The following is a 16,774-nucleotide window of genomic DNA, read 5'->3' on the forward strand; positions in this document are numbered from 1 at the left end:
ATTTGCTTAATCATACAGCTCATTGATATGATAATTTCATCCTCACTTGCCATGCCCTGTTCGGGGCGAGTGGACCACAACACGAGAGCACGCTTATGACGCTTGACCTTGCATTGAGAATCCGCAGCGTACTTGCGCTTGCCCCGGAATCGCCCGCACTGGAATACAAGCAGCGCTGGTACTCATGGGCCGAGATGTCGTCGCTGATGACCCAAACCAATGACCTGCTGAGCAGCGCAGGCCTGGGTGAAGGCGCACCGATAGGAATCCTGCTGCGCAATCGCCCTGCCCAGTTATGCACGCTGTTACAAGTATTGGCTTCGCGGCGGTGTGTGGTGACCCTCAACCCCTTTCAATCGGCGGAAAAGATTGCCCGTGATCTTGAAGCCACACAGATTGGCGCGTTGATTGCCGACGAACAGGACTGGCTGGCGCCTGCACTGCAGGCGGCGGTTCAAATCAAGGGCTGCCTGGGGCTAAGTGTTAACTCCGGCGACAAGCTGAACATCGGCGTGCAACCTGGCCTTGGTATCACAGTTGATCCGGCTACCCTGCCCGATCTACGTGAAACAGCCATTCTGATGCTCTCAAGCGGTACAACAGGCCCGGCCAAACGTATTGCCTTGCCCTATGCCAAACTCGAGGCCTCGCTTTCCGACGCAGCACATTACGAATCCGGAAACGCCATCTCTGGCCTGACCCTGAAAGCCAGCCCGGCCATGCTGACCATACCGTTGGTGCATATCGGCGGGATGTATTTCGCGGTTGCGGCCATCACCTCCGCACGACCCATCGTGATCCAGGAAAAGTTCTCGGTTCTGGAGTGGAGCCAGGCGGTGGCAACCTACCGGCCAAAAATGGTTTCGCTTCCGCCGACGGCCATCCGCATGATTCTTGATGCTGATGTGGCCAAGAGCGATATCGAAAGCCTGCTGGCGATTCGCACCGGCAGCGCTCCGCTTGAGCCAGCCCTGCAGATCGAGTTTGAAACCCGCTATAACATTCCGCTGCTCGATGCCTATGGCGCCACCGAGTTCGCGGGCGCGGTTGCCGGCTGGAGCCTGCGTGATCACAAAGAATTCGCTCAGCAAAAACGCGGTTCGGTAGGCCGCGCCCAGCCGGGTTGCGAAGTTCGAATCATCGACACGCAGACAGATCAGGTTCTAGGCAATAACAACATTGGTTTGCTGGAAGTCCGCTCAGCGCAGGTCGACGCAAGCCGTTGGGTACGTACCACCGATCTCGCCGAAATCGATGACGATGGCTTCATCTTTATCCGCGGCCGTTCGGACTCAGCCATTATCCGTGGTGGCTTCAAGGTATTGCCCCGAGATGTCGAGCACGTGCTGCGAGAACATCCGGCAATCAAGGAGATCTGCGTGGTTGGGTTGCCTGACCCACGCCTGGGTGCAGTACCGGTTGCGGCACTCGAAGTCCGCCCCGAATTCACGCTGGATGAATCCCAGTTGACCGCGTTCGCCCGGGAAAAACTGGTGGCTTACCAGGTCCCGGTGCGTTGGCTGTTAGTCGACAACCTGCCGCGAACCCCTTCGCTGAAAATCAGCCAGCACGAAGTGCGCCAGCTGTTTACCGCTCCTGACTCCATCACACAGACCGCTATCTGAAGCCACCTTGGCCGAACGGAGGGACCTATGTCCGAGCAAGTGCTGTTGCAAGACCTTGAAGACGGCGTGCTAACGCTGACCTTCAACCGTCCCGAGCGTTTGAATGCATTCAACCCGGCATTGATGCGCGCCTTCACCGAAGCAATTGGCCAGGCGACCAAGAATCCCGAAGCCCGAGTTGTCGTCATTCGTGGCGCCGGCCGTGGCTTCTGTGCCGGGGGTGATCTGAGCGGTAAACCGAAAAAAGATCCCTCGCTCGATCCAGCACCCAAACCGGAAAAACCCAAGGCACCCGATAGCCTGGCGACCCGCATCGATTGGTTGCGCGGCAACATGGACGCGACTCGTCAGTTGTTCGAAATGCCCAAGCCGACCATCGCCATGATCCGTGGCGCCACCGTTTCAGTGGGCATGGCCATCGCCGCAGCGTGCGACTTTCGGGTGGTTTCCGATAACGCCAGTTTCATGACTGGTTTCGCTAAAGCCGGGTTATCCGGTGACTACGGTGTCAGTTATTTCCTCACCCGCCTGTTGGGAACGGCCAAGACCCGTGAGCTGATGTTGCTCGGCGAGCGCATCGACGCCACTGAAGCCCTGCGTATCGGCTACGCATCGCGACTGGTGGACGACGCCGCACTGGAAGACAACACCTATGCACTTGCGCGACAACTGGCCGCGGGCTCTTCGATCATCCAGCGCTACATCAAGCAAAACCTCAATGCTGCGTTGGAGATGCCATTACCAGCATCCCTGGACCTTGAGGCCACTCTCAATGTCCTCAGCGCCCAGACAAACGACCACAAAGAAGCTGTGAGCGCTTTCATCGAGCGCCGCGACCCGATTTTCAGCGGTAGCTGAACCTCATACGACTACGCGAAGAACAGACGGAGACATCATGTCCGACCAGACCCTGACCGAAGATTTCAAGAAAGCCACCGCCTACGAACTGACTGACCACGATATCGAGCGGGCCAAGCTGATGCTGCACGTAGACCTGGCCAGCCGCGACCAAGAGCAGATTGGCACAGCTTCAATCGACAACATTCGCTCCTTCGCTTATGCCTGCGGCAGTGACAACCCCTTATTCTGTAACCCCGATTATGCAGTCAGCAGCCGTTGGGGCTCGGTGATCGCGCCTTCGATGATGGCGGGCGTCATCAACCGTCCCATGCTCGGCGACCCGCTACCTGAGGAGCTGAAAGCAGCGACCAAGAGCCTGTTCCGCGGCATCCATATGTTCATCTCCGGTGGCGAGTGGACGTTCTACCGCCCGATCTTCCCGGGTGACACACTCTATAGCTTCGGTGGCGAGGATGGCCTGGAAGTCAAACAGTCGGAGTTCGCCGGCCGTTCGGTCACTCGCTTCAACAGCCAGGTCAAGGTCAACCAGCGTGGTGAGGTAGTTTCGGTATACCGCTACCGTGCAATTCTTACCGAACGCAAGAAAGCCCGCGAAACCGGCAAGTACAAGGACATTCAACCGGCGACATACACCGATGAAGACTTGGCGCGCATCGATGAAATCTACTCGGCTGAACGTTCCCGTGGCGCCGACACCTTGTATTTCGAAGACCTGGAAATCGGCAGCGCAATGCCTGGTGGCGCCAGTGGTCCGTTGACCGTCACCGACGTAGTCAACTTCCACGGTGGCGGTTATGGCTGGGTTCCCTATGGCCTTCGTACCGGCCGGATGTGGAACAACAACCGCAAGCGCATCGCGCCCTTCTACGTCAAGAATGCTTACGGCGTCCCGGACGTTGCCCAGCGTTTGCACTGGGACAGCGACTGGGCCCAGGCCATTGGCAACCCGATGGCGTACGACTATGGCGTCATGCGCGAAAACTACCTGTTCCGCTACCTGACCGACTGGGCCGGCGACAACGGCTGGGTCTACAAGCAATACGACGAGATCCGCAAATTCAACTACATGGGCGACACCCAGTTCATTAGCGGTGAAGTGGTGGGCAAGCGCGTGGAAAACGGCCTCAATCTGGTAGACGTCAAGGTGAAGATGACTAACCAGCGCGGCGAAGACACTGTGCTGTGCGATGCCGTTGTCGCCCTCCCCAGCCGTGATGGCGCCCTGGTCTTGCCGCCGGTACCCCACGAGCTACAAGCCCGCGCCTCGAAGATGATGGCGCGTCACTGGGAACTGCTGGCCGGGAAGCGCAAGTCATGAGCAGCAACGGCTTTCTCGACACTCCTGAACTGCTCGCCTTCCGCGCGCAAGTCGAGGCGTTCCTGGCAGCCCACTGGAAACCCGTCAAGGGACCGGAACGCGCTGCACATGAACGGGCCTTTCGACTGCTGGCTACCGAGCACGGCTACCTATATCGCAACGTGCCCAAAGTCTACGGCGGTTCAGAGCAACCGGCCGATATCCTGAAGGCACAAATTATTCAGCAGGTCTTCAACCGCGCTCGGGCGCCGATGGAAGTGCCCGGGGTTGGCTACGGGATGTTGGTACCGACCTTGTTGGGGTGTGGCGAAGAATGGCAGAAACTGCAGTTCGTCCCACCGACGCTCAGCGGTGAAATCCGCTGGGCCCAAGGCTATAGCGAACCTAACTCCGGTTCAGACCTGGCCTCGATCCGCACCAAAGCGCGACTGGAAGGTGATGAGTGGATCATTGACGGGCAGAAAATATGGAGCTCCGGCGCGGACAAGGCTCACTACCTGTTCATGCTGGCACGCACCGAGCCAGAAGCTTCCAAACACGCTGGCATCTCCTACCTGCTGGTTGACCTGCGTCAGCCAGGCGTGACCATCCGTCCATTGCGGCAGATCAACGGCAGCGAAGAGTTCAGCGAAATCTTCTTCGACGGGGCCCGTACCCCGGCCAATTGGATAGTCGGTCAGCGCGGTGAAGGCTGGAAGGTCTCCAAGACCACATTGTCTGCCGAACGTGCAGGCTTCATCGGCGCCGCCGAAGGGTCAGTGACCCTGCACCGCAAGCTGGTGGAGCTGGCCGAACGTTGCCAGTACAACGGCCGCCCGGCCATCGAGGAGCCTCGCATCCGGGATCGCCTGATTGTTCTGGAGGGCATGGTCAGCGCTCACTACCACAACATGCAGCGTCAGTTCGCCCAGCGTCTGGCCGGGCAAGATGCCGGTAGCGTGGCGCTGATGAACAAACTGATCGTCACCCGTATCGCCGCTGAGGTGGCTGACATTGCCCGGGACGTCCTGGGCGATGATTTCATGCTCTCGCCATTTGGCCGCGAGGCTGAAGCGGGGCCGGAGAAATGGCTCAACCAGTACCTGGGCTCGCTGGGCATTGCCATTGCCGGCGGCACTTCCAATATTCAACGCAATGTCATCGCCGAACGCGGTCTGGGCTTGCCCCGTGATCCGGCGATGGCATCTTGAAGGCGAAACAGCCATGAATTACCTGCTCAATGACGACCAGACTGCCTTCGTCGACACCGCCCGCAAGTTCCTAGCCGAACACGCCGAGCCCTTGTTCTTGCACCGCATCGCCGATCGTCACGGCGACTGGCGTCGGGATCTCGGTGACCTCTGGCAAGCGTTCGCCGAACTCGGATTCGCCAGCCTGTTAATTCCAGAAGACGACGGTGGCATCGGTCTTTCGCTGTTCGACGCGGCGTTGATCAACGAAGTGATTGGCGCCACTGCAGCGCCACTACCCTTCATTGCCCACCAGCTTTGCTGCCTGGCCATTGCTCAAGCCGGAAGCGCTGAGCAGAAAGCTCGTTGGTTGCCTCTGCTGGCCAGTGGTGAACTGGTGGGTAGTGTTGCCCTCCAGGGACGCCCGGGCAGCTATCAGCCCGAAAGTTGGCAGGCCCAGCCGGGTGGTGAAAAAAACCTGACGTTGGCTAATGTCGAGGTTACCGGAAGTCATTTACCGACCTTGATCGTGACTGGCTTGGCCGACGGAAATCTGGGTCTGATCGATCCTCAGGCAGCAAGCTTGATACGCCTGGAGAAACCCTGTGTTGACCCCATCGGTTTTCTTGCCGATTTCCAAGTCAATGAAGGCGATATCGAGTCGCTTTCCATGGATAACGCCTGTAGCCAGGGACTGCTTGATGCTGGCTTGGCCCTGCAAGCTGCACAGGCATGCGGTGGTATAGGCAAATGCGTCGAGCTGGCCACTGAATACACCAAGGTGCGCGAACAATTCGGTGTACCGATTGGCCAGTTCCAGGCCGTAAAACACCAATTGGCCGACATTGCCCTCGACGGCGAACCCAACCGTCCCTTGGTCTGGCACGCCTCCCAGTGCGTCGCAAACGGCGAAGCCTTGGCCAGCCGTCACGCCGCGCTGGCCAAGGCTCACCTAGCCGATGCCTACCTTCGCGTCGCGCGCAAGACCATCGAGTTGCACGGAGGTTTCGGATACACCTGGGAAGCCGACCTGCACCTGTACCTGAAACGCGCCATGTTCCTTTCGGCACACCTGGGCAGCGCCCTGAGCCTGCGCCAGTACTTGGCAGGCAACCGTTGATCAGCACTGAGAATCAGAATCGGCGGGCATTGGCACGCCAACGAAGCCTATAACAGGAGAATTACCATGCGCCCATTCGTCTTCAGCTGCGATGCACATATCGTCGAACCGCCAGACCTGTTCACCGCCAACTTGCCTGCTCATCTGCAGCAATGGGCACCTAACGTGGTCATCGACGGTGAAAAGAAACTGCGCTTGAACCGCATTGGTGAAGTAACCCAATTCAAAATCCCGCTCGGTTTCCACAGCCACAAAGTGGGAGAGTCGGACGATCTCGTCGACATCCGTCGCCTGGGAACCCGAGACCTGAAAGCACGCTTCACCGACATGGAACGTGATGGAGTCGACGCTGAGCTGGTGTTCCCAAGCCTCGGCCTGCTGGTTTCGCGTATCACCGATGCCGAAGCCTCCCGCGAATGTGCCCGCCTCTATAACGATTGGGCCTGGGGTTACGTCGAAGGTGTGCGCTCCAAGTTGGTGCCCGCAGCGGTCATTCCGCTGGTAAACCTTGAAGATGGTATTGCTGAACTCAAGCGAATCATCGCCATCGGTTATCGGGCGGTGATGATGCCGACCGTCAACCTCGATTCGATCGAGGCATTCAACGACCCGGCATGGGACGAATTTTTCGCTCTGTGCGCTGAGGCGGGTATTCCAATGGCCTTCCACACTGGTGTCGGCAACGTGAACCTGCGTGCCCTGCGTGGACCTGGTGCAGCACTGTTCAACTATTCACGGCAAATGAACGACGCCGTGGACGTGATCAGCGCCCTCGTTGGCGGCGGCGTGCTGGACCGCAATCCGGACGCCCACATTCTGTTCGTTGAGGCTGGCGCCGGTTGGCTATTGGGCCTGGCTGAGCGGATGGATGAAGTCTACGAAGGTCATGCACCGTCGATTCAACCAAAACTGGCGCGCAAGCCAAGCCAGATCGTCCGCGATCAAGTGCACTGCTCATTCCAGAACGACCTGGGCTGCCTGCTGACGGCCAAAGGGTTAGGCATCGAAAACTTCCTGTTCGCCACCGATTATCCCCACAGCGAGGGTACTTTCCCCTACTCCCGCGAACTGGTCGAGGGCATGTTCGAACAAGTGCCGCACTTCACCGAAGCTGACAAGGCAGCGGTACTGGGCCTCAATGCCGCGAAGATGTTCGGCATCAAGCCTGAGGTCGTGCATGAAGAAACTGCACGGGCATTGTCGGCCTGAGTCAGTACCACATGGGGTGCTTGCACCCCATAACGGATAAATCCGCCACCACGGTGAATGGATTCAAAGGGACTGCCAAGCTGGAAGACTCTTGATCAACAAATATTACAATGATATATCTGATTAAAAGCAGTCCCCCAACAATAACAACACTGCGAATCATCTAGGAGTGAAGCATGGTCCACACAGCTTCCACCGACCCGACGCTGCCCCTGGCGGGCATGCGTGTCGTCGAACTGGCCGACGGCAAGACTGACATGGCCGGGCGTCTGCTGGCTGATCTGGGTGCCGAGGTTATCCTGGTCGAACCACCACAAGGTAGCGCCAGCCGTCATATCGCCCCTATTTTCCAGGGCACCAGCCTGTATTTTGCTACTCATCATGCCAACAAGCGCAGCCTGGTGCTGGACTTGAACGCCGATGCCGACAAAGTGGCCTTCATTCGACTACTGTCCAGTACCGATCTGCTGCTTGACGGCACCGGCCCCGGCACCCTTGCCCACCTGGGTCTGCCAGTAGACGAACTGCGCAATCTTTATCCCGGCCTGGTAGTACTCTCGATCAGTGATTTTGGTCTTACCGGCCCCTACAGCAACTATTGCGCCAGCCACGCGGTTCACGCAGCGCTCAGCGGCGTACTTTGCCGTTCTGGTAAGCCTGGGCACATCCCGCTGCTGCCTCCGGGCAACCTGTGCTGGGAATCGGCAGCCATGCAGGCCGTTTGGGCGGCCCTGCTCGGCCAATGGCAGCGCTTGAAAACCGGTTGCGGCGATCACCTGGACTTCTCCATTCAAGAAGCGATTGCCCAAGTGCTGGACCCGGGCCTCGGCGTCACCGGCAGTGCCCAGGCTGGCAAGTCGGCACTTGACTCCACCAGCCATGACCGGCCGGTGGCCGTGCCGATGTACCCGATCCTGCGCTGCAAAGATGGTTTCGTCCGTATTTGCGCACTCAATCCCCGTCAGTGGGAAGGCCTGCGCGATTGGCTGGGACCTGACCATGAGTTTCATGATCCGCAGTATCTCAGTATTGCCAAGCGCATGCCCAAGTGCGTTGAAATCAACGCCCTGACAGGAGAGTTGTTCGCCCGCCACACTGCCGCCGAACTCTTGCTTGCGGGCCAGCACTACGGCGTGCCGATCGCTATCGTTTCCGAACCTTCACAGGTGCTTGAAGATGAGCACTTTGTGGCCCGTGGCTCCTTCGTACCGTTGCAATTGAGTGAAGGCGTTCACGGCCAGGTACCGTCCGGTTATCTGGAACTGGATGGTCGACGTGCGGGCATCCGCCATACTGCGCCGGCACTGGGTGCCGACACTCAGGCGTTGTTGGGAGAATCAGGTACTGTCGACAAACATGCCGGCAGTCGCGAAGAACCGTTTTTGCGCCGCCCACTCGAGGGTGTGCGAGTGCTTGACCTGGGTGTGATTGTCGCTGGTGCAGAAGCCGGCCGACTGATGGCTGACCAGGGCGCAGAAGTCATCAAGATTGAGAACCGCGCATTCCCCGACGGCGGTCGTCAATCCATGACCGGTACCCCTATCACCCCGTCGATCGCCCAAGGCCACCGCAACAAACGCAGCCTGGGTATTAATTTGCGCAGCGAAACCGGCCGTGATCTGTTCAAGCAACTGGTGGCCAAGTCGGACGTGGTGCTTTCGAACTTCAAACCGGGCACGCTGGATTCGCTGGGCCTGGGTTATGAGGTACTCAAACAGATCAACCCTGGCATCGTCGTCCTGGACAGCAGCGCCATGGGCAATACCGGTCCGCAAAGCCGTACGCCCGGTTACGGGCCGCTGGTCCGCGCCTCGACCGGGATGACCTCGTTGTGGCGGTATCCGGATATGCCGGAGTTCTTCGGCGATGGCGTGACCATTTTCCCTGACCATATGGCCGGGCGGGTCGCTGTAGTCGGTGTACTGGCGCTACTGCTGCGTCGTGAGCGTACCGGTCTTGGCGGAACGGTCAGCGTGGCCCAGGCTGAGATTTTCCTTAACGGCACCAGCGAGCAGTTCCTGCTTGAATCCCTGCAACCAGGCTCGTTCAAGGCCCAAGGTAACCACTCTGCCTGGCAAGTACCGGATGGCGTTTTTGCCTGCGCCGGAGATGATCAATGGTGCGCTGTTTCAGTCCGTAATGACGACGATTGGCAGCGTTTGCTCAACGCCATCGATCGTCAGGACCTGGCCGACGACAGCAGCCTGGCGACAGCGCAAGGACGGCTGGCCCATCGTGAGCAAGTCAATGCCTTGGTGGAGGCGTGGACCGAGAAGCGAAGCCCGCAAGCGGTTACCGAGGCCCTGCAGGCTGCAGGCGTCCCCGCAGGCTTCATGCAGCGTCTGAGCGACTACCGCACAGACCCGCATTTCTCCGCGCGCCAATTCATTCGCGAATTGGTGCACCCGGGCCTGCCTGTGCCGTTGCCTACGGAAAACCGCATTGCCCAATCGCTGCATATGCCCGAACCACCTCTTGACCCGGCGCCTTTGCAGGCTGAACACACACGCGAACTGGCTGCGCGCTTGCTTGGGCTGGCTCCGAGCGACATCGAGGCACTGATCAACGACGGGCATCTTGAAGATGTTGCCGCTACGCCTGCCAAGGCATGACCAATAAGGATTCGATTGTGAACCAACCATTGATCAATGATTCCACCCCGATACTGATTGGCGTCGGCCAGTATTCAGAACGTCTGGACGATGCCGGCTACCGCCAGCTCTCGCCCACCGATCTCGCCGCCGAAGCTGCCAAAGCTGCCTGTGAAGATGCTCTGAGTGCGTCCGAACTCGCCAGTCGCATCGACGCCATCTACGCCATTCGTACCGTTGCCGACTCGGCTCCCGCACCTATGCGTCACTTGCGAGCGCCTTTTGGCGGCCCCAACAACGTTCCGGCTGCAGTGGCCAAACGTCTGGGTGCCACCCCTGGAGTGCAAGTGTACTCCCCTGCTTGCGGCGACGAACCGCAGAAACTGGTAGGCGAAATCTGTGAGCGCTTGCATACCGGTGAACTGCGCCTGGCGCTGTTATGCGGTGCTGAAGCGGCTTCAACCCAACGTGCCGCTCAAGCCGCCAAGCAGAGCCTGGATTGGGCCGAAGAATATCCTCACGATGTGGACGATCGTCATTGGAACGTGGGCGCCATGCGCACCAAGTACATGAACGACCAGAACATGATCATGCCGACCACAGTCTACCCGCTGCTGGAGCAGGCCCGGCGCAAGCGCCTTGGCCTGTCGCGCGAGAACTATGCGCAAGAAATGGGTCGACTAATGGCACCGTTCAGCGCAGTGGCACACGCCAACCCCCATGCCAGTAGCCAAAAGCTATGGAGTGCGGAAGCGATCGCGACCGTCAACGCGGAAAACCGCCTGATTGGCGACCCGCATCCGATCTCGGTGGTTGCCCGCGATCAGGTCAACCAGGGTGCTGCCGTATTGCTGACCACGGTTGGCTTGGCTAGGGAACTGGGCGTGCCGGAGGACAAGTGGGTTTACCTGCATGGCTATAGCGCCCTGGACGAACGCTCAGTGCTCGAACGCCAGGATTTGGGCAGTTCGCCGGCCATGGCATTGGCCTATCAGCAGGCTCTGCAGGAGGCGGGGGTCGGTATTGATGCGATCCGTTACCTGGACATCTACAGCTGCTTCCCGATCGCGGTCTTCAGCGCCATCGATGCCTTGCATCTCAAATCCGATGACCCGCGAGGCCTGACGCTGACCGGTGGATTGCCATTCTTCGGTGGACCAGGCAACAACTACTCAATGCATGCTCTGGCAGAAGTGGTCCAGCGCCTGCGTGCCGATCCAGGATCACTGGGCCTGGTGGGTGCGAATGGCGGCTTCCTGTCCACCCATGCAGTGGGCGTCTACTCGACCACTCCCAAGCCGTTCAAAACCTGCGATAGCAGCAAGCATCAGGCGCAAATCGACGCCCTGCCTGCTCCAGCACTGACCCTGTCGCCAAATGGCTGGGCCAGCGTCGAAAGTTACACAGTACTGCATGACAAACAAGGCCCCAAGGAAGTCATCGTCATCGGTCGCTTGAGTAGCACCGGTGAACGCTTCGTCGCCAATAGCGTCGCCGAAGATAACGAGGCACTCCAGGCCTTCAGCAACCAGGATGGCCTGGAGTTGAAGATCTGCGTCCGTCTACTGCAGGGCGTCAACCGCTTTGCCATGAGCGAAGCGTCACTCGATCGCCTGGTACCACCCGCCCCCAAACACCTGCTAGATCAGTATGAATTCATCAAGGTCGAGCGCCGTGGGCCCATTCTCGAAGTAATTATCAATCGGCCGGAAGTCAATAATGCGTTGATCCCTGAAGCCAACGACGAGCTGGACCAGATCTTCAACGCCTTCGAAGCTGACAAAACTTTGTGGGTCGCGATCATCTCCGGTGCCGGTACCCGCGCCTTCTGCACCGGCAATGACCTCAAGGCGGCTTCCACCGGTCGACGCATGTGGATGCCGCGCAATGGATTCGGCGGCCTGACTGCACGACTCAATCGCGAGAAGCCGATCATTTGTGCAGTGAACGGTTTTGCCATGGGTGGCGGTTTCGAGATAGCCCTGGCCAGCGACATGATTGTCGCCGACAGTGCTGCCCAGTTCGCCCTCAGTGAAGTACGCGTGGGCCTGCTGGCAGGTGCCGGTGGCCTGCAGCGCCTGACCCGGCAAATTCCTTACAAGCAGGCCATTGAAATGATCCTCACTGGCCGTCGCGTCGGAGCAGAGGAAGGCCAGCGCCTGGGCTTTATCAATCGTGTGGTACCTGAGGGCACTGCACTGGAGGCGGCCCGTGAACTGGCGGAATCCCTGCTTGAGTGTTCGCCGAACAGCATTCGTCTGACCAAGCAATTGCTCAACGAGCAAGATTACTACGCTAGCGAAACTGAAGCCGTGCGGGTTGCTTACAAAGCCATCGACAGGGTCGTCAACAGTGAAGACCGCATAGAAGGCGGCCTGGCGTTTGCGCAAAAGCGCAAACCGGTGTGGAAAAACCGCTAGCACTGCCCACTATTTTGATAACGCTGTTCGTGGGTGCGGAATGTGCCCACGAATATCCGGACAAGGCCATAAAGATGAACACCACGACACTTCCCAGTAATGAAGAGCGCCAGATGCTCAAGGACAGCCTCGAAGGCTACTTGAGCACCCATTGGGACTATCACCAGCCCGACCCTGCCGGAGTTTGGCAAGGTCTGGCCGAACTTGGACTGACAGCCCTGGGCAGTGACCCCGCCTATGGTGGCTTGCGCGAATGGCTTATCGTCATGGAAGGCATGGGCAGACATGCCTGCTCCGCGCCATTGCACGGCAGCTTCCTGGCCAATCGTTTGTTAGCTGATGTACCTGCTTTTCCCCTGATGGACTCCCTGGCCACGGGCGTGTGCGCAATCGGTGTTGCTTTTACCGAAGAAGGCGCCCGACTGACAGAACGCGACAGCAAGATGGATGGCCATCTGGCGATCGTTGACGACCTTGAGCAACTGCAACAGTTGCTGGTGATCGACCCTGCCCTTGGTGTACGCCTGATTGATCTGAACGCCCCAGGTATCAGCCGCACAGCTCTGCCCGGCCTGGCTGTCCCAGCACTTCACCGACTGGATTTTTGCGCAACGCCCGTCCAAGCCCTTGAAGCCAACACGCTTGACCTGGACCGGCTCGCTCGCCTCGGTTACAGCGCTCGCGCCCTGGGCGCGGCCAATCGCGCCTTCGAGATGGTGGTCGAGTATGTAAAAGAGCGCCAACAATTCGGCCAACCCATTGGTCGCTTCCAGGCCCTGCAGCACAAGCTCGCCGACTGCATTACGCGCCTTGACGGTGTGCGCCTGACCCTGGCCAATGCTGCGCAGAGCCATGATCTGGGCAACCCCGACTGGCGCTTCTACGCCTCGGCCGCCATTGCCTATGCCAGCAACGTATTGCGTCAAGTTTCGCTGGAGGTTCATCACAGTTTTGGTGCCATCGGCTATAGCGAAGAACATGAAGCACCGCGGCATTTTCGTCGTGTGCATGCAGACCTATCGCGCTTGGGCGGTACCCGCCGCGCACGCCAGGAACTGGCGGCATTTCTGGTCGACGAAGGCCAGAGCCTGCCCGAGTATGACTTGGGTCAGGCCGGTAACGCCTTCCGCCAGGAAGTACGCGATTGGCTGAAGGTCAATTGGACGGACCTGCATCAGTCGGCCTACCAGCAGTTGCCGTTCGAGGAACGCAAGTCTGTACCAGCATTCACTCGCGCACTGGGCAAACAAGGTTGGCTGGCGCTGGGCTGGCCTGAGCGTTTCGGCGGCCAGGCCCGTACGCCGCTGGAGCAACTGGCCTTTATCGAGGAAGTCCAGCAGGCCGGTATTCCCAAACCCGGTGGCGAAATCCAGGGCCATGCCCTGATGCAGTTCGGCACGCCGGAGCAGCAAGCTTTCTTCCTGCCAAAGATCCGCGCGGGGGAGATCCGCTTTTGCCTGGGTTATAGCGAGCCAGGCGCAGGTTCAGACCTTGCCGCCATCCGTACCAGCGCCGTACGCGACGGCGATGAATGGGTCATCAATGGCCAGAAGCTCTGGACCACCTTCGCCGAAGATGCCGACTACCTGTGGTTGGCGGCACGCACCGATCCGACTGCGAAAGCCCACGCCGGTATCAGCTTGTTCATCGTGCCGATGAATACCCCGGGCATCACCGTGCATCCATCCATGGCCCTCTACGGCCATACGTTCTGCACCGAATTTCTCGACAACGTGAGAGTGCCGGCGAGCGCGCTGGTCGGTGAAGTCAACCAGGGTTGGGCAATCATCACCAGCGCCCTGGCCACAGAACGGGTGCAGATGGGCGGTTTCGTTGCCCATATCCGTGCCAACTACGAACGCCTTGTTGTGGAGCTTCGCCAGCGTGGCGCCGACCCGGTGGCCCGCGACACGCTGGGGCAATTGGCTGCTGAAATCGAAGTCGCACGTCAACTGCTGGGGCGCAGCATCGGTATGTTGGAACAAGGGCAGACTCCTGTGTACGAGGCAGCCATGAGCAAGGCCTTCACCGCCGAGCTGATGGAGCGTTTAGGCGAGGCTGCACTGGATCTGCTAGGTGTCAGTGGTACGCTCGGTGAGCTGGCTCCAGGTGCGCCTTGCGGAGGGAAACTGGAACAGGTACTGCGTCAGTCGATCATGATGGTTATCGGCGGAGGCACCAACGAGATCCAGCGGACCTTAATTGCCCAACGCGGATTGGGATTACCACGCTAACAAAAAAGCCCGCTTTCTCCAGAGCCCCAGGATCCACGTCGGGGCTTGCGAGAAAGCGGGCTCATCAGCACCTCGTCAGTTACGCTGCCACCCTCGCTTTACGGTAACCCTCCTCCAACTCCAACAGCATCTGCGCAACCGTCGGCACTCGCTCGATCAACTCAACACTATGGCCACCGCTCCAGACCATCTTCCAGGGTTTGATCGACGCGGGGATGTTGGCGCGACCATCGACCAATGCCGGCAGGCAAGCGGGGTCCAGACCATTCTGGCGGATCGAGGGTGCCAGGAAGTTGGCCGGGATACCGCAAATTGCATCAGTCCAGAGCACATCGGCACTGCCTGCTTCGGTGAGCATCTGTTTGTGCCCTGCATCGACACCGGATTCGACCGTGGCGATGAAGCGGGTGCCCATGCACACCATGTCGGCGCCCAGGGTTTGTGCTGCAGCGATTCCGACCCCGTCGGCGACGCCACCGGCCAACTGAATGATGCCGTCGAACATGCGCCGCACCTTGGGCACAAAGGCGAAGGGTGACAACTGCCCACCGAGGCCACCGGCACCGGCACAAACCAACATCAGCCCATCGACACCTGCGGCAATGGCACGCTCAGCCTGCTCAACGGTGGTGGCGTCATGAATCACCAGACCACCCCAGTCATGCACCTGCTTGACCAACTCGCGGGGGTCACCCGCGTTGCTGGTGATAACGGGTAGCCGAGCGTTGCGGCACACCGCGATTTCCTCCGCGAGCAATGATTGGGGTTTGGCCCGCGAAACATTGATATTGACTGCGAACGGCGCAACAGCCTCTCCCCGCTCACGGCCTTGGCGCTGCACGGTCTGCAGTTCGTCAACCCACAACGCTAGACCTCCCTCACGTGCAGCGTTATGGGTGGGAAAACAGCCCATGATGCCTGCCTGAATTACCGCACTGACTAACGCGCGATTTGATGCGATTGACATAGGTGCGGCCATCAGTGGCAGTCGCAGGCTGGCTAACAACTCGGATTTGTTCATGCCTGCCTCTCAACGAAAATCAGCGAAGAACCGACGCAGCTCGTCGACGAACAATGGACCTTTTTCCAACGCTGGAAAATGCCCGCCGCTGTCGAACACCCGGTAGTGGCGTACATCGAAGATCCGCTCCAGCAGGCAACGGGGCGGTGGTGCAATCAGGTCATTAGGAAACAATGAGAAGCCCGCAGGTACCGTATTGCGTTCCTCGATCGCCACCCGACTGTCCTGACCGCAGCGGGCTGCGTGATACAGCCAATTTGCACCGTTGATGCCGTTCAACCAGTAGAGCGTCAGATTGGCTGCCATCCAATCCAGGCTGAAAGGTGGGTCCTGATCGCTGGCACCCAAGGTCCAGGACTGAAATTTCTCGCAGATCCAACCCGCCAATCCTGCCGGTGAGTCAGTCAGCCCGTAGGCCAGTGACTGGGGTTTGGTGCCCTGAATCTGCTGATAGGCACCTTCCTGCATTTGCATGGCCGCCACGCGCCCAAACCAGGTCTGTTCCTCAGGCGCCAAACTCTCGTCAGGGCCAATGACCGGCACGTTGCCGCACATATTCAGATGTACGGCCCTCAGACCTGGTGGCTGTAGGCGCGACATCAAGCCGGTGACCACCGACCCCCAGTCCCCACCTTGAGCCACATACTGTTTGAAACCCAATTCTTCGCTGGCCAGTTTTCCCCATATTCGGGCAATCGCACGTGGACCTAGGGGGATGGCTGGCGAGGGTGAAAAACCGTAGCCAGGCAAACTCGGCAATACCACCGTAAAGGCATCTTCTATGCGCCCGCCGAAACGTTCGGGATGCGCCAGCGGTTCGATAAGATCGATGAACTCGAGAAACGAACCGGGCCAGCCATGGGTCAGTAGCAGTGGTAGCGGATTGTCCCCCGAGCCTTGTTCGATCAACACATGGACAACCTGCCCGTCAACCTCTACCAGTCGCTGCTCAAAAGCATTGATGCGCGCCTCCCACGCCTGCCAGTCAAAATCCCTGGCCCAGAACTGCACCAGTCGCTGTAAGTAATCGCTATCGGTACCATATTCCCAGGTACTGTCGACCGGCTGGTTTGGCCAACGCGTATTGATCAGGCGAGCACGCAGGTCGTCGAGCAGAGGCTCGGGTGTATTGATCTTGAAGGGGATTCCGGGAAGCTGCATGGAGTGTCCTCATATGGCCAAGTTAAGTAGGAAATGCGCCAATGA

General features: G+C 59.2%; 11 protein-coding genes. 9 read left to right on the plus strand and 2 right to left on the minus strand.

All coding sequences use genetic code 11. The features are described 5' to 3' along the window. The first annotated feature begins 95 nt into the window (after nt 1-95). The 9 genes from GPL81_RS20310 to GPL81_RS20350 all read left to right on the plus strand — a co-directional run bounded on the left by GPL81_RS20310 (nt 96) and on the right by GPL81_RS20350 (nt 14,547). On the plus strand, nt 96-1,625 hold the full coding sequence (locus GPL81_RS20310; RefSeq protein ID WP_160108164.1) for a class I adenylate-forming enzyme family protein: 1,530 nt from the start codon (nt 96-98) through the stop codon (nt 1,623-1,625). A 27-nt stretch (nt 1,626-1,652) separates the two neighbouring features. Beyond that, nucleotides 1,653-2,483 (plus strand): enoyl-CoA hydratase, encoded by an 831-nt coding sequence (locus tag GPL81_RS20315; RefSeq protein WP_160108165.1) that lies wholly within the window; start codon nt 1,653-1,655, stop codon nt 2,481-2,483. Nucleotides 2,484-2,520: 37 nt separating this feature from the next. After that, nucleotides 2,521-3,804, plus strand: a complete 1,284-nt coding sequence (locus tag GPL81_RS20320) for an FAS1-like dehydratase domain-containing protein (RefSeq protein WP_160108166.1) — start codon at nt 2,521-2,523, stop codon at nt 3,802-3,804. Next, a complete protein-coding gene (locus GPL81_RS20325; protein WP_160108167.1) occupies nt 3,801-4,994 on the plus strand; it encodes an acyl-CoA dehydrogenase family protein in 1,194 nt (397 codons plus the stop codon). Before GPL81_RS20320 ends, GPL81_RS20325 begins: the two co-directional genes overlap by 4 nt. A 13-nt stretch (nt 4,995-5,007) precedes the next feature. After that, nucleotides 5,008-6,093, plus strand: a complete 1,086-nt coding sequence (locus GPL81_RS20330) for an acyl-CoA dehydrogenase family protein (RefSeq protein WP_160108168.1) — start codon at nt 5,008-5,010, stop codon at nt 6,091-6,093. Between the two features lie 66 nt (nt 6,094-6,159). Then, a complete protein-coding gene (locus tag GPL81_RS20335) occupies nt 6,160-7,302 on the plus strand; it encodes an amidohydrolase family protein (protein WP_160108169.1) in 1,143 nt (380 codons plus the stop codon). 176 nt (nt 7,303-7,478) lie between these two features. After that, nucleotides 7,479-9,914: a CaiB/BaiF CoA transferase family protein gene (locus GPL81_RS20340; protein ID WP_160108170.1), complete on the plus strand. Its 2,436-nt coding sequence runs from the start codon at nt 7,479-7,481 to the stop codon at nt 9,912-9,914. A 17-nt stretch (nt 9,915-9,931) separates the two neighbouring features. After that, nucleotides 9,932-12,313: an enoyl-CoA hydratase-related protein gene (locus GPL81_RS20345; RefSeq protein WP_218585661.1), complete on the plus strand. Its 2,382-nt coding sequence runs from the start codon at nt 9,932-9,934 to the stop codon at nt 12,311-12,313. A gap of 74 nt (nt 12,314-12,387) precedes the next feature. After that, nucleotides 12,388-14,547: an acyl-CoA dehydrogenase family protein gene (locus tag GPL81_RS20350; RefSeq protein WP_160108172.1), complete on the plus strand. Its 2,160-nt coding sequence runs from the start codon at nt 12,388-12,390 to the stop codon at nt 14,545-14,547. Nucleotides 14,548-14,626: 79 nt separating this feature from the next. On the opposite strand, the gene GPL81_RS20355 is transcribed toward GPL81_RS20350, so the two are convergent. Both GPL81_RS20355 and GPL81_RS20360 read right to left on the minus strand, forming a co-directional pair. After that, nucleotides 14,627-15,568: an NAD(P)H-dependent flavin oxidoreductase gene (locus GPL81_RS20355; RefSeq protein WP_160108173.1), complete on the minus strand. Its 942-nt coding sequence runs from the start codon at nt 15,566-15,568 to the stop codon at nt 14,627-14,629. 9 nt (nt 15,569-15,577) lie between these two features. Next, nucleotides 15,578-16,729, minus strand: coding sequence for an epoxide hydrolase family protein (locus tag GPL81_RS20360; protein WP_160108174.1), 1,152 nt, complete (start codon nt 16,727-16,729; stop codon nt 15,578-15,580). Nucleotides 16,730-16,774: the final 45 nt, after the last annotated feature.

This window comes from Pseudomonas izuensis (assembly GCF_009861505.1).
Taxonomy (GTDB): Bacteria; Pseudomonadota; Gammaproteobacteria; order Pseudomonadales; family Pseudomonadaceae; genus Aquipseudomonas; species Aquipseudomonas izuensis.